Here is a 14,647-nt window from a genome sequence, read left to right on the forward strand (position 1 = left end):
CCTGCGCGCGCGGCCTGTCGATTGTCAATCGCTGCGCCCTGTGCGCTCGGGCCTGCATGCGCTAGGGTCGCCGCCATGGCCACCCACGCGCACCCTCCTCTCGCCCACGTTTTGGGCGTCTCGCAGTCGATCACCGGCAAGGCGTGGCGCTGGCGCGGCGGCAATATGGCGCTGGACGAGGCTGATCCGCATGCGCTCGAACACGCGATTCTCGATCAGCTGTTGCTGACCCGCGGCGTCGCCGCTGATGATCTGGCGCGCCATGCCCGCCCGACCTTGCGCGCATTCCTGCCCGATCCTTCCGCTTTTCGTGACATGGACCTCGCCGCCGAGCGCATTGCGCAGGCGATCGCCAAGGGCGAGCAGATCACCATCTACGGCGATTATGATGTCGATGGCGCGACCAGCGCAGCCCTGCTCGTCGAGACCTTGCGGATGCTCGGCCATGAGGCGGGCTATTACATCCCTGATCGTCTGCTCGAAGGCTATGGCCCGAGCGGCGAGGCGCTGGTGCGGCTCGCCGAGCAAGGCTCGCAACTGATTGTCACGGTTGATTGCGGGGCAATGGCGTTCGAAGCGCTGACGATGGCACGCGCCGCGCGTGTCGATGTGATCGTGGTCGATCATCACAAATGCTCCGCCGAGCTGCCTCCGACAGCCGCGCTGGTCAATCCCAACCGGCTTGATGAAAGCGATCTGGCGGCGAGCCACGGGCATCTTGCGGCGGTCGGGGTGGCGTTCCTGCTGGCGATTGCGCTGGTCAGGAACCTGCGAGGCAAAGGTTTTTTCCACGAAACCAGGCCCGAACCCGATCTGATCGGCTTGCTTGATCTGGTGGCGCTGGGCACGGTGGCCGATGTCGCCGCGCTCCACGGGCTCAACCGCGCTTTCGTGGCGCAGGGGCTCAAGGTGCTGGCCAAGCGCGAGCGGATCGGCATGGCGGCGCTGATGGATGCAAGCCGCCTCGCCCGCGCGCCGCAGGCCAGTGACCTCGGCTTTGCGCTCGGTCCGCGCATCAATGCCGGCGGACGGATCGGCGAATCGACGTTGGGGGTGCGCCTGCTCACCACCCGCGATCCCGAAGAGGCGCGCGAAATCGCCGCGCAGCTTTCGCAGCTCAACGAGGAACGCCGCGCCATCGAGGCCGAAGTCCAGGCCGAGGCCGAAGCCCAGCTCGAACGGCTCGGCAATTGCGCAGTGCCGGTGCTGGCCGGGCATGGCTGGCACCCCGGGGTGATCGGGATTGTCGCCGGGCGGATCAAGGAAAAGGCCGGACTGCCCGCCATCGTCATTGCGCTCGATGAGGCGGAAGGCATTGGCAAGGGTTCGGGCCGTTCGATCAGCGGGGTTGATCTGGGCGCGGCGATCATAGCCGCGCGCGAAGCCGGGCTGCTGGTGGCGGGCGGCGGGCATGCCATGGCCGCGGGCCTGACGATTGATGCTGGCCAGCTCTCCGCCTTCACCGAATTCCTGCATGATCGGCTTGCCCGCGATGTCGAACGCGCGCGCATGGCGCAGGCAGTGCAGCTTGATCTCTCGCTCGCGCCCGGCGGACTGACCCCCGAGCTGGTGACCACGCTCGAAGCTGCCGGGCCTTACGGGGTTGGCTGGCCCGCCCCGCGCGTCGCCATCGGCCCGGTGCGGATCGTGAAAGCGGATATTGTCGGCAAGGATCACCTGCGTCTGATCGCCAGCGACCATGATGGCCGTTCGTTCAAGGCCGTCGCCTTTCGCGCCGCCTCGAGCGAACTCGGCCAGACTTTGCTGCATCGCCATCAGGGCCGCCGCTTTCACCTCGCCGGGCGGGTGAAGCTCGATGACTGGGGCAGCCGCCCCGCCGCCGAGCTGCACCTTGAAGACGCTGCCTTCGCCGATTGAGCGCGCCGCGCAATTTTGTGAATTTTGCCGCAAGTCGGGGGTTGACCGGCTCGGCGCACCCCCCTATTGGCGCGCTCTCGCAACCGAGCGTGGCCCCTTCGTCTAGCGGTTAGGACGCGGCCCTTTCACGGCTGAAACACGGGTTCGATTCCCGTAGGGGTCACCACTTCTCCAGTGGTGGCAATTTGCCCCCCCCGGTTTGCGCCACAATCCCTCATCATTGCCCATCAGCTTGCGCTTCCCCGCCGGGGCGCTTGGCTGTATGAGCCGTGGCATGGGCACGGGCCAGAACTTTCCGGCGACAGGGGTTATCCTCGCCATCATCACTTGCTTGGCCCTGCTGGTGCTCCAGCTTGATTGGGCGATCGCGCTGGCGGTGCTGGTGCTGTGGGTCGGCACATTGATGGTTGCCGCCGGGCGCCCGCCCGAACCGCCCAAGACCAAGGTCAAACAAAAGCTCAGCCTCGAATCGATCAGCCAGTTGATCGAGAATTCCTCAACTCCGGTGATGGTCACCGATCGCAACACGATCACCATCGCCAACCGCGCCGCGCGCCAGATGATGGGTCCGCATATGATCGGGCAGGACGCCCGCATGGCGTTCCGCCAGCCCGAAGCGATCTCGCTGCTGGCGCAGGAACGCAGTGGCTCAGCGATCGTGCGCGGGCTGGCCCGGCGGCAGGACATCTGGCAGATCAACCGGCAGGCGATTGATGATCGCATCGCGGTGCTTGAACTGATCAACCAGACCGCCGAGGCGGATATCAGCCGTGCCCACACTGATTTTGTCGCCAATGCCAGCCACGAGCTGCGCACCCCGCTGGCGGCGATTCTCGGCTATGTCGAAACGCTGCAAGAAGGCGGCGAAGATCTCGATTCGCCCACTGCGCAAAAATTCCTCGGCATTATTGAACGCGAGGCCAAGCGGTTGCAAAGCCTGATCAGCGATTTGATGAGCCTGTCGCGGGTTGAGGCAGAAAAGCACGATCTGCCGCGCGATCTGATCGCGCTCGCCCCGCTGGTGGATCGGGCAGCGCATGATGCGGCGGGTTCGGTCAATGCTGATCGGCTGCGCCTTGTCATCGCCACCGAACCGCAAGTGCGCGGCGATGTCGCCCAGCTTGAACAGGTGGTGCGCAATCTCGTCGACAATGCCTTCAAGTATGGCCATCCCGGCACGCTGGTCGAGGTAACGCTTGATCTCGCTCGGGAAAACGAAGCGCGTGTGACAGTGGCCGATCAGGGCGAAGGCATTGCCCCCGATCAGCTCCCCCACCTCACCCGGCGATTTTATCGCACCGATCCGGGGCGGAGCCGCGCGTCGGGCGGGACGGGGCTTGGCCTCGCTATCGTCAAGCATATCATCGAGCGCCATCGCGGTCGGCTTGATATCACCAGCACGCTTGGTGAAGGCACGCGGGTGATCATGCGCCTCCCGATTGCCGACCCTGATCGCAGCCCGCGGGGTGCCTCTTCGCGGCAAAGCGAGCCATTGTCATAGCCATGTCTTATTTCTCGACCATCGCGGGCGCGGATAAGGGGTGTTGAAACGGCAGGGGGTGTGCGGCTAAGCGCCCGCGCGGCTCAGCCCCGTTTCGCTTCGTCACACAGGTTTTCACGTTCATGTCGCCGATTACCTTGCTCCTCATTGCCATCGGGCTCGCCCTTGCCGGATGGCTGGCAGGCCGGGCCAAGGCGTGGAGCTTCCAGAGCAGCGATCCCAAGGCGCGCCCCGCCGCGCGCCCGATCTATCATGCGTGGTATGTTGCGCTGTGGGTCGGCCTTCCGGTGCTCGGCTTCATCATGCTGTGGCTGCTGATCGCGCCGCAATTGGTGGTACAGAGCGTGCTGGCTTCGCCCGCGGCGCAGACCTTGCCGACGTTCGGATTCGAACGCGATGCATGGCTGGCCGAAGCGCGCGCTGTCGCCCTTGGCGCTGCGCCGGGTGTCTTCAACGATGGCGCCGAACCGCTGGTCGAACCGTTCCGCGCGGCAATCCGTCAGTATAATCTGATCGGCCTGATCGTAACCGTGCTGATCGGCTTTGGCGGCGGGGCCTATGCCTTCCTCAAGCTGCGACCCGATTTCCGTGCCCGCACCCGGGTGGAACGCATCGTGATGGCGATCCTGCTGCTGGCCTCGCTGGTCGCGATCCTCACGACCTTTGGCATCTTTGCCAGCCTCGTGTTTGAAACCATTCGCTTTTTTGGCATGGTTTCGCCGGTCGGCTTCCTGTTTGGCACCTACTGGGGGCCGGATCCGATGACCCCGGTCGATGCGGTCGATCCGACTCGCTATGGCGCGATCCCGCTGTTCTGGGGCACGATCTTCATCGGTGCGATCATTGCCATGGTCGTGGCGATCCCGCTTGGCCTGATGAGTGCGATCTACCTTACCCAATATGCCGATCCGAAGGTGCGCGCCTGGGTCAAACCGATGCTCGAGATTCTCGCCGGGGTACCAACCGTGGTCTATGGCTATTTCGCCGCCCTGACTGTCGCGCCTGCAATCCGCGATGCCGCCGTCGCACTCGGCATGTCCAACGCCTCGACCGAAAGCGCGCTCGCCGCGGGGATCGTGATGGGCGTTATGATCATTCCCTTCGTCTCCTCGATGGCGGATGATTCGATGGCGGCGGTGCCATCGGCAATGCGCGATGGCAGCCTGGCGATGGGAGCCACCAAATCCGAAACGATCCGCCGGGTGCTGTTCCCGGCTGCGCTCCCTGGCATCGTCGCCGGGATCATGCTCGCGGTCAGCCGCGCGATTGGCGAGACGATGATCGTGGTGATGGCCGCTTCAACCGCCGCCAATCTCACGCTCAACCCGCTCGACCGCATGACCACGGTGACCGTGCAGATCGTCAAGATGCTGACCGGCGAAGGCGATTTCGATCACCCCGCTACCCTGAGCGCATTCGCGCTTGGCTTTGTCCTGTTCATGGTCACGCTCGCGCTCAATTTCATTGCGCTGCGCGTCGTCAAACGTTTCCGGGAAGCCTATGAATAGTCCCGCTGCCCTCGCCGCCGAATCCGCTGGCGTTCGACCCACGCGCACGCCTGCTTTCGAGCAGCGCCTTGCGCGGCGTTACCGCGCCGAACGCAATTTCCGCCTGATGGGCCTTTCCGCCGTCGTGTTGTCGGTGGCGGTGCTGGTGTTCCTGCTCGGCAATATGTTCATCAATGGCCTTGCCGGTTTCCAGCGCGCGGAAATGCCCGTGACGATCAATTTTGCCGAGGCCGGAGTCGAAGGCGATGCGATCTCGCTCACCGCGCCCAGCGCCTTGCAGACGCTCGAAATGGGCGGCCTGCCCGATGTGGTGGCGTTCTATGCCGAGGATCAACTGGGCGAGACCGCCGCAGCCCAACTCTCGCCCGATGCGTGGCGCGATGTCGCCGCTGCCCTGATGGCCGATCCGGCGCTGATCACCGGCACCCGCACGTTCCAACTCGCCGCATCTTCGGATCTAGCGTCGGGGCTGGGCGGCGAAGGCCCGCCCGAAATGCAGGCGCTCGCCAAGCAGTTGGCCAGCGAAGGCAAGCTCGCCAAGAACTGGGACTGGGGCTTCATGAGCCGTTCCGATGCCACCAGTCCGCAGGCGGTCGGCATCTGGGGGGCGCTCAAGGGCTCGATCCTCACCATGATCATCACGCTGGTGCTGGCCTTCCCTGTCGGCGTGCTCTCGGCGCTCTATCTCGAGGAATATGCCCCCAAGAACCGCTGGACCGATGTGATCGAGGTTTCGATCAACAATCTGGCCGCGGTGCCCTCGATCATCTTCGGCCTGCTCGGGCTTGCGGTGTTCCTGACGGTCTTCCCCAATATGCGATCGGCCCCGCTGATCGGCGGGATGACGCTCGCGCTGATGACGATGCCGGTGATCGTGATTTCCGGGCGCAACGCGATCAAGGCGGTGCCGCCTTCGATTCGCGATGGCGCGCTGGCGGTGGGCGCATCGCCGGTGCAGGTGGTGTTCCACCATGTCCTGCCGCTGGCGCTGCCCGGCATGCTGACGGGCACGATCATCGGGATGGCGCGCGCGCTCGGTGAAACCGCGCCGCTGCTGATGATCGGGATGCGCGCCTTTGTCGCCACCCCGCCCGAAGGCTTTACCTCGCCCGCCACCGTGCTGCCGGTGCAGATCTTTCTGTGGTCTGACGAAATCAATCGCGGCTTTGTCGAACGCACCAGCGCGGCTATCATCGTGCTGCTCGCGTTCCTCTTGCTCATGAACGGCCTGGCTATCTACCTCCGCAACAAATTCGAGAAAAACTGGTGACTGTAATCCACCCCAATATGGACGATGCGAGCGCCAAGATCCGGGCGCGTGATGTTTGCGTCTTTTACGGCGACAAGCAGGCGATCGATCACGTCTCGATCGATATCTCGCCCGATTATGTCACCGCCTTCATCGGCCCGTCGGGCTGCGGCAAGTCGACTTTCCTGCGCTGCTTCAACCGCATGAATGATACCATCGGCACCGCGCGGGTGACGGGGCGGATCGAGCTCGAAGGCGAGAACATCCTGTCGGATGCGATGGACGTGGTGCAACTGCGCGCCCGGGTGGGCATGGTGTTCCAGAAGCCCAACCCCTTCCCCAAGTCGATCTATGAAAACATCGCCTATGGGCCGAAGATCCATGGCCTTGCCGACAAGAAGCCCGATCTCGACATCATTGTCGAACGCTCGCTGATGCGCGCGGGCCTGTGGGACGAGGTGAAGGACCGGCTCGAGGACTCGGGCACGGCGCTTTCCGGCGGCCAGCAGCAGCGCCTGTGCATCGCGCGCGCGATTGCGGTTGATCCCGAAGTGATTCTGATGGACGAACCCGCCTCGGCGCTCGATCCCATCGCCACGGCAAAGATCGAGGAACTGATTGACGAGCTTTCCGGTCGCTATGCGATCGTGATCGTCACCCACTCGATGCAACAGGCTGCCCGGGTCAGCCAACGCACGGCCTTTTTCCATCTTGGCAAAATGGTGGAATACGGGCCTACCTCGGAAATCTTCACCAATCCGATCGAGGAGCGGACGAAGGACTATATCACAGGACGGTACGGCTGATGGCGGCAGAACACACGGTCAAGGCATTCGACGAGGACATCACCCGGCTGCGCGGCCTGATCGCGGAGATGGGCGGCCTTGCCGAAGTCGCCATTCAGGAAGCGCTTGATGCGCTGGTGCGCGGCGATGTCGAGCTGGCCGACAAGGTGGTGGCGCGCGACAAGAAGCTCGACGTGCTTGAAACCGAGGTCGACAAGCTGTCAGTGCGGATCATCGCGCTGCGCGCGCCGATGGCGGATGACCTGCGCGAAGTGATCGCAGCGCTCAAGATCGGCGGCGTGCTCGAACGCATTGGCGACTATGCCAAGAACATCGCCAAGCGGGTCGGCATGATCGAGCGGCGCGGCGAATTCGAGCCGCTCACCCTGCTCCCTGCCATGGGCGAACTGGCCGGCGAGATGGTGCATGATGTGCTCACCGCTTATGCCGCGCGTGATCCCGATCTGGCGCGCGAGGTGATCGCCACCGATGCCAAGGTCGATGCCTTCTACAATTCGATCTTCCGCAATCTGGTGAGCTACATGGTGGAAAATCCGGCCACCATTTCCAGCGCGGCGCAATTGCTGTTCGTGGCCCGCAATATCGAGCGTATCGGCGATCACGCGACCAACGTGGCGGAAATGGTGCATTTTGCCGCCACCGGCACCTATCCGCCGGATGATCACCGCTAAGCACTGTTTTCGCGCATTTTTGTGCAGTTCGGCGCGGATTTGCGGCGTTTTGGTGCACAGGGATCTGTGCAAAAGCCGGTGCGGTTTCATCAAATTGTAGCGCAAGTGAAACATAGGCCAAGACGCCGCCCGCTTGGCGGATTTTGAGGGGCCATTATGTCCGCTGCCAAATTGCTGCTGGTCGAAGACGATCCTGCGCTCTCCGAACTGCTCGAATATCGCTTCCAGAACGAAGGCTATCAGGTCCGGGTTACCGGCGATGGCGATGATGCGTTGGTGATGGCCAGCGAGGATGTGCCCGATCTCATCATCCTTGACTGGATGATCGAAGGCACCAGCGGCATCGAGGTCTGCCGCCGCCTGCGCCGCGACAAGGAAACGGCGCATGTGCCGATCATCATGTTGACCGCGCGCGAGGCCGAGGATGATCGTGTGCGCGGCCTTGAAACCGGCGCGGATGATTATCTGACCAAGCCCTTTTCCCCGCGTGAATTGCTCGCCCGTGTCGCTGCGGTGATGCGTCGCATCCGCCCGGCTTTGGCAGGCGAGACCATCGAGGTTGGCGATATCCGGCTCGATCCGGTCGCGCACAAGGTGCAGCGTCGCGGCAAGGCGCTGCAATTGGGGCCGACCGAATACCGCCTGCTCAAATTCTTCATGGAAAGCCCCGGCCGCGTGTTCAGCCGCGGGCAGTTGCTCGATGGCGTGTGGGGCACCAGCTCGGATATCGAACTGCGCACGGTCGATGTTCACATCCGCCGCTTGCGCAAGGCGATCACTGTCGATGGCGGCAAGGATCCGATCCGCACCGTCCGCTCGGCCGGCTACGCGCTGGAGCCGGTGTAACGCGCATCGGCTAATGAAAATCCCGCGATTTCGGCAAGATACGATGATCGCGCGGATGGCCGGTGACATTGGGCTGGGGCGCAAGGTCGTCAATGATGTCGCGCGGTGCAGGCGGCCTTCGTCCCTGCAAGGGTGTGTTGACATGATCAGCGCGCGCGAGGGGCGCAGCCAGTAGATCGTCTGACAGCGCGTGCAAGGCGGGGGTCGCATCTTCCATGTGCGCGGCGATCACATGGATCACCTCATCATCATATTCGACCCGCCCGCGCACTTCCATCAGCCGCGCACCCATCACCACCTTGCGCAGCTTCTCCTTGAGATCGGGCCACACCACCAGATTGATCACCCCGGTCTCATCCTCGAGCGTGATGAAAGTCACGCCCTTGGCGCTGCCGGGCCGCTGGCGGATCAGCACCACGCCCGCGACCTTCACCATGCTGCGGAACTTGCGCTCCCGCAGCTCGGCGGCGCGCACAAAACCGCGCTCGGCCAGATCGGCACGCAGAAAGGCCAGCGGGTGCGCCTTGAGGCTGAGGCGCGTGGTCTGATAATCCGCCACCACTTCCTCGGACAGCGGCATGGCCGGCAGGCGCACCGGCATGCGCTCGCTGCCTTCCTCACGCACCGCTGCTGCACGGAACAGCGGCAGATCGGGGGCAGCAATCAGACTGCGGGCATCCCATAAGGCCTGCCTGCGGGTCAGGCCCAGCGAGGTGAAGGCATCCGCGCTTGCCAACCGTTCGATATGCGCAGGCGAAAGCCCGGCCCGCTCCCGCACATCGGCGATATCGCGGAACGGCCCACCTGCCTCGCGCGCGGCAATCAGCGCGGCAGCGACATGTTCGGGCAGCCCGTCGATCTGGCGCAGGCCAAGACGCAGGGCGAAAGGCTCGCCCTCACCCTCCAGCGTGCAATCCCACGCGCTCGCATTCACGTCGACCGGCAGCACCGCCACCCCATGTTCGCGCGCATCGCGCACGATCTGCGCGGGGGCATAGAAGCCCATCGGCTGCGAATTGAGCAAGCCACAGGCAAAGGCCGCCGGGAAATGGCATTTCAGCCAGCTTGAGACATAGACCAGTTGGGCAAAGCTCGCCGCGTGGCTTTCGGGAAAGCCATATTCGCCGAAACCCCGGATCTGGTTGAAGCAGCGCTGGGCGAAGTCACGATCATAGCCACGCGCCACCATCCGTTCGACCATCATGTCCTGAAGCTCGTCCACCATCCCGCGGCTGCGGAAGGTTGCCATCGCCTTGCGCAGCCGGTTGGCTTCGAGACTGGTGAACTTCGCCGCATCCAGCGCGATCTTCATCGCCTGTTCCTGAAAGATCGGCACGCCAAGTGTTCGCCCGAGGATGCTGGTAAGTTCATCCGGGGGGCCATGTTCGGGCGCGGGCGCAGGGATCTGCACCGCTTCCGCCCCGCGGCGGCGCTTGAGATAGGGGTGCACCATATCGCCCTGGATCGGGCCGGGGCGGACAATCGCCACCTGGATGACGAGATCGTAGAATTCGCGCGGGCGCAGGCGCGGCAGCATGTTCATCTGCGCCCGGCTTTCGACCTGAAACACCCCGAGCGAATCCCCCTTGCGCAGCATCGCGTAGGTTTCCGGGTCTTCGCGTGGCACGCTGGCCAGCGTCAGATCGCGGCCATGATGCGCGCGCAGCAGATCAAGGCATTTCCTGATGCAGGTCAGCATCCCCAGCGCCAGCACATCAACCTTGAGGATGCCGAGCGCCTCGATATCGTCCTTGTCCCATTCGATGAAGCTGCGCTCAGGCATCGCGCCATTGCCTATCGGCACGGTCTCGGACAACGCGCCTTCGGTGAGGATGAAGCCGCCGACATGCTGGCCGAGATGGCGCGGCATCCCGATCAATTGCTGTGTCAGCGCGAGCACGCGCTTCAAATGCGGATCGGTGATGTCGAGCCCGGTTTCCGCGGCGTGCTTTTCCGAAATCTCGCGCCCCCATCCGCCCCATACGGTGCGTGCGAGGGCAGAGGTCACATCCTCGCTGAGGCCCATCACCTTGCCGACTTCGCGGATCGCCATGCGCGGGCGGTAGTGGATCACCGTCGCGCACAGCCCCGCGCGGTGGCGGCCATATTTGCGGTAGATGTACTGGATCACCTCCTCGCGCCGTTCATGCTCGAAATCGACATCAATATCGGGCGGCTCCTTGCGCTCTTCCGAGATGAAGCGATCGAACAGCAGTTGGTGCTTGGCCGGATCGACCGAGGTGATGCCAAGCACATAGCAGACCGCCGAATTGGCGGCGCTCCCTCGCCCCTGACACAGGATCGGCGGCTCCTGACTGCGCGCGAAATCAACGATATCCTTGATGGTGAGGAAGTAGCGCGCGAGATCAAGCCTGGCGATCAGCGCGAGCTCGCGCTCCAGGGTGGCGCGCACCGTATCGGGCAGGCCTTCGGGATAACGCCGCGCCGCACCGGCCCATGTCTCGCTTTCGAGGAAGGCCTGCGGACTCTGCCCGTCCGGGTAGATCTCCTGCGGATATTCGTAGCTGAGTTCATCGAGGCTGAAGGCGCAAGCATCCGCCACCTCGCGCGCGGCCGCAATCGCGTGGGGCCAGCGGGCGAACAGGCGCTGCATGGCGGACGGAGATTTGAGGTGCCGTTCGGCGTTGGGCCAGAGCAGATGCCCCGCCGCGGCCACCGTGGTCTTGTGGCGGATCGCGGTCATCACATCGTGCAGCGCGCGGCGCTGGGGCGCGTGGTAATGCACATCATTGGTGGCGAGCAGGGTGAGACCGTGCTGGCGCGCGAGCGCATCAAGCCGGTCAATCCGGGCGATATCATCCCCGCGATAGAGATAGCTTGCGGCAATGTGGCCAAGGCTCGGCAGCAAAGCGGTGAGATGCGGCAGGAGATCAGGGAAAGGGGCGGTGCATGCGCTTATTGGCGCATAGGCCTCACGCAGCGGCACCACGTTGCTCGGCCCCGCAATGGTGAACCGCGCGGCGAGATCATCGGGCGGAAGCAGGATCAGCTGCACGCCCTGTTGGTGCGCTGCCAGCATCGCCAGCGTGATCTGGCACACCCCCTTGTCCTGCCATGCGCCCTCAGGCGTCGCCATCCGTCCGGCGCTGATCAGGCGGCAGAGGCGGCCATAGGCAGCGCGATCCTTCGGATAGGCGAGGAAGCACAGCCCCTCGACCGTCTCGATCCGCGTGCCGATCACCGGGCGGAGTTTCAGCGCCTTGGCCTCGGTATGCAGCCGCACCACCCCGGCAAAAGAATTGGCGTCGGCGATCCCGATCGCATCATAGCCCTGCGCATGCGCGGTGAGCACCAGATCGACCGCGTCCGAAGCCCCGCGCAGGAAGCTGAAGCAACTCGCCAACCCGAGCTCCACAAAGGGCGCGCGCGGCGGCGCTGCAACCGCGGCAGGATCAATATCAAGCGTGCGCTTATCAGGGGTGAGCGGGGCATCGGGCATCCTAGCCCCCGATTGCCCTCAGCCGCGCGCGCACCAGTGCCAGATCGGCGGCAAAGCGCGCGGTCTGTTCCGCGCGGGCCGCACCATCAAGCCGCAGCAGATAGGAAGGATGCGCAGTGATCCACAACTCTGTCCCGTCGCCGAGATCAATCGCACGGCCACGCTCGCGGTTGACGCTGACAGTGCGGCCCAGCAGCCCGCGCGCCGCCGAGGCGCCGAGCGCCAGCACGATGCGCGGGCGCAGCAAGGCGCGCTCTGCCTCCAGCCACCAGCGGCAGGTATCGATCTCCTTGGCCGTGGGGCTCTGGTGGAGGCGATGCTTGCCCTTCCAGGTAAACTTGAAATGCTTGACCGCGTTGGTGACATAGGCCGCGCCGCGATCAATCCCGGCGGCGGCAAGATGTTCATCAAGCACCTGCCCTGCCGGGCCAACAAAGGGGCGTCCCGCCAGATCTTCCTGATCACCGGGCTGCTCGCCAACAATCATCAGGGTCGCAGCGCGCGGCCCCTCACCCGGCACCGCGCGGGTGCCGCAGGTCGCAATCGGGCAATCGCGGCAGGCCGGAACTTGCGCGGCGAGCATGTCCCATGTCTGCGGCATGGCGCGAGCCTCACGCGCCCCGGCCGCCACCATCGCCGCCTCGCGTGCCTGTGCTCCGGCGATCAACGCGGGGATAAGCTCGGCCTCGGGCAGGTTTTTCCAGTATTTGCGCGGCATTTCCGATAACATCGCGGAGATCTTGAGCCGCGCCGGATTGAAGATCGAAGCGTAGTAAGACCGCCACAGATCCTCCACCGGATCGCCACTGGGCGCATCCTCGCGCCGCGCGGGCGGGCCTTCGCGCATGACTTCGCCATCCCAGTGGATGCTGCCGCGCGGGGTCAGGATCGACCAGCGCATATTGGCAAAGCGGCGCATGAAGAACGCCGCTTCGCTGCGAACGATGTGGTGATCGGGTTCGAACCACGCGACATAATGGAGCGCGCCATCCGCATCCTCGACTTCGCGGAAGCGGACAAAGGCATGCATCTTGTGCGCATCACGCCGCACCGCTTTATCGAGCTCCTCCAGGCGGCGGACATCGGGATCGGCGCGGTCTTCCATCAAGCGCGGGAACCGCTGCAAGCGCCACAGCACCCGGTAAAGCAGCGCAAACCGCTCGGGATCGGAATGGAGCGCCGCCTTGCTCGCCAGACCGAGAAAGCGGCGGTTGGCGCGCACCGGGGGCGCATCTTCCGGCGGCACGGGCAAGCGGCGATCCGTGGGCGCAAGCGCTTCGCCGGCGAACAGATCACCTGCCATCCCCGGCAAGGTCCACGAAACCCGATCAGGCGGCACATCGCACTGGATCAGCGCCCGCGCCCGTTCCCGCCAGAAAGCGACATCATCGGGCGCAGGCAGGTGCACGGCGTAATGCGCGCCAATCGCGGCATAGGGCATGGCACCGGAACGCGCTGCCATCAGAACAGCTCCAGCTGCTGCGCGGCAGGCGCCAGCCTTGCGCGCAGATCAGCCCGGTCGGTCAGCAGTGTCGGGCGCCAGTCCACCGTGCAGATGAAGGGGCGCACCTTGGCAATCGAAGCGGTCAGCCGCGCCACATCATCAAGCCGCAAGCGGCGGTGCCGCCGTGCCGCGAGTATCCGCTTCACCGCCACCGTTCCCAAACCCGGCACCCGCAGCAATTGCTCTTTCGCAGCGCGATTCACATCAACCGGAAAACTGCCGCGGAATTTGAGCGCCCATGCCAGCTTGGGATCAATATCCAGCGGCAGATTGCCATCGGCCTCGGCCGCGTTGGCGACATCCTCGACGCCGTAGCCATAGAAGCGCAGCAGCCAATCGGACTGATAGAGCCGGTGTTCGCGCAGCAAGGGCGGACGTTTGAGCGGCAACACGGCGCTTGCATCGGGGATCGGCGAGAACGCGCTGTAGTAGACGCGCCTGAGGCCAAAAGCGCCATAAAGCCGGCTCGCCTTGCCGACGATGTCGACATCGCTCGCGCTGTCAGCCCCGACGATCATCTGGGTCGATTGCCCGGCGGGGGCAAAGCGCGGCGCGTGGCGGAAACGCTTCCTTTCATCCTTAGCCTCTATGATGCGCGCGCTGGTCTGCGCGAGCGCACCTTCGATCTGGCGTTCATTCTTGTCGGGTGCGAGCCGCTGCAATCCTTTGCTGGTGGGTAATTCGACATTGATCGACACCCGATCGGCATAGAGACCGGCCTGTCGGATCAGCCCTGCATCCGCCTCGGGAATGGTCTTCAAATGGATATAACCGCGAAAATCATGCTCCTCGCGCAGGATGCGTGCGGTTTCGATCAACTGCTCCATCGTGTGATCGGCGCTTTTGATGATGCCCGAGGACAGGAACAGGCCTTCGATATAATTGCGGCGGTAGAAGCTGATCGTCAGATCCGCGACTTCCTGCGGGGTGAAGCGCGCCCGCGCCACGTTCGAGCTCTTGCGGTTGATGCAGTAGTGGCAATCGAAAATGCAGTGATTGGTCAGCAGCAGTTTCAGCAGCGAAATGCAGCGGCCATCGGGCGCATAGGCGTGGCAAATGCCCATGCCCTCGGTCGACCCGATGCCCTTCCCGCCCAGCGAGTTTTTCTTCGCCGTGCCGGATGAAGCGCAGGAGGCATCATATTTCGCGGCATCCGCGAGGATTTCGAGTCTCTGCCGGAGCGTCTGCTGAACCATGGGAACACCTGTGAAAGGACACAGGTGT

The 14,647-nt window shown here is 64.2% G+C and carries 10 protein-coding genes and 1 tRNA gene; 8 read left to right on the forward strand and 3 right to left on the reverse strand.

The window, feature by feature from the left end; genetic code table 11:
• Nucleotides 1-75: 75 nt before the first annotated feature.
• From recJ to phoB, 8 genes are all read left to right on the forward strand, one after another.
• Nucleotides 76-1,878 (forward strand): single-stranded-DNA-specific exonuclease RecJ, encoded by a 1,803-nt coding sequence (gene recJ / locus SOQ14_RS12340; RefSeq protein ID WP_322898421.1) that lies wholly within the window; start codon nucleotides 76-78, stop codon nucleotides 1,876-1,878.
• A 91-nt stretch (nucleotides 1,879-1,969) separates the two neighbouring features.
• A tRNA-Glu gene (locus tag SOQ14_RS12345) sits at nucleotides 1,970-2,044 on the forward strand.
• 96 nt (nucleotides 2,045-2,140) lie between these two features.
• A complete protein-coding gene (locus tag SOQ14_RS12350; RefSeq protein WP_322898423.1) occupies nucleotides 2,141-3,379 on the forward strand; it encodes a sensor histidine kinase in 1,239 nt (412 codons plus the stop codon).
• 122 nt (nucleotides 3,380-3,501) lie between these two features.
• Complete coding sequence (pstC, locus tag SOQ14_RS12355; protein ID WP_322898424.1) at nucleotides 3,502-4,887, forward strand: phosphate ABC transporter permease subunit PstC; 1,386 nt, start codon at nucleotides 3,502-3,504, stop codon at nucleotides 4,885-4,887.
• Nucleotides 4,880-6,157 carry a phosphate ABC transporter permease PstA gene (pstA, locus tag SOQ14_RS12360; RefSeq protein WP_322898425.1) on the forward strand — a complete coding sequence of 426 codons (1,278 nt, stop codon included), beginning with the start codon at nucleotides 4,880-4,882 and terminating at the stop codon, nucleotides 6,155-6,157. The genes pstC and pstA overlap by 8 nt, the downstream gene beginning before the upstream one ends.
• A gap of 17 nt (nucleotides 6,158-6,174) precedes the next feature.
• Nucleotides 6,175-6,942, forward strand: a complete 768-nt coding sequence (gene pstB, locus SOQ14_RS12365; RefSeq protein ID WP_322898571.1) for a phosphate ABC transporter ATP-binding protein PstB — start codon at nucleotides 6,175-6,177, stop codon at nucleotides 6,940-6,942.
• A complete protein-coding gene (gene phoU, locus SOQ14_RS12370; RefSeq protein ID WP_322898426.1) occupies nucleotides 6,942-7,613 on the forward strand; it encodes a phosphate signaling complex protein PhoU in 672 nt (223 codons plus the stop codon). Before pstB ends, phoU begins: the two co-directional genes overlap by 1 nt.
• A gap of 156 nt (nucleotides 7,614-7,769) precedes the next feature.
• Nucleotides 7,770-8,459 carry a phosphate regulon transcriptional regulator PhoB gene (phoB, locus tag SOQ14_RS12375; RefSeq protein ID WP_322898427.1) on the forward strand — a complete coding sequence of 230 codons (690 nt, stop codon included), beginning with the start codon at nucleotides 7,770-7,772 and terminating at the stop codon, nucleotides 8,457-8,459.
• Nucleotides 8,460-8,469: 10 nt separating this feature from the next.
• Here the strand turns inward: phoB and SOQ14_RS12380 are convergent, their stop codons facing one another.
• The 3 genes from SOQ14_RS12380 to SOQ14_RS12390 are packed head-to-tail and all read right to left on the reverse strand — an operon-like array spanning nucleotide 8,470 to nucleotide 14,619.
• Entirely contained in the window at nucleotides 8,470-11,919 is a 3,450-nt protein-coding gene (locus SOQ14_RS12380) for an error-prone DNA polymerase (protein ID WP_322898428.1), read from the reverse strand.
• A 1-nt stretch (nucleotide 11,920) separates the two neighbouring features.
• On the reverse strand, nucleotides 11,921-13,381 hold the full coding sequence (locus SOQ14_RS12385; protein WP_322898429.1) for a UdgX family uracil-DNA binding protein: 1,461 nt from the start codon (nucleotides 13,379-13,381) through the stop codon (nucleotides 11,921-11,923).
• Nucleotides 13,381-14,619: a putative DNA modification/repair radical SAM protein gene (locus tag SOQ14_RS12390; protein ID WP_322898430.1), complete on the reverse strand. Its 1,239-nt coding sequence runs from the start codon at nucleotides 14,617-14,619 to the stop codon at nucleotides 13,381-13,383. The genes SOQ14_RS12385 and SOQ14_RS12390 overlap by 1 nt, the downstream gene beginning before the upstream one ends.
• Nucleotides 14,620-14,647: the final 28 nt, after the last annotated feature.

Origin of the sequence: Erythrobacter epiphyticus (assembly GCF_034653295.1) — a bacterium.
In the GTDB taxonomy this organism is placed as follows: Bacteria; Pseudomonadota; Alphaproteobacteria; order Sphingomonadales; family Sphingomonadaceae; genus Erythrobacter.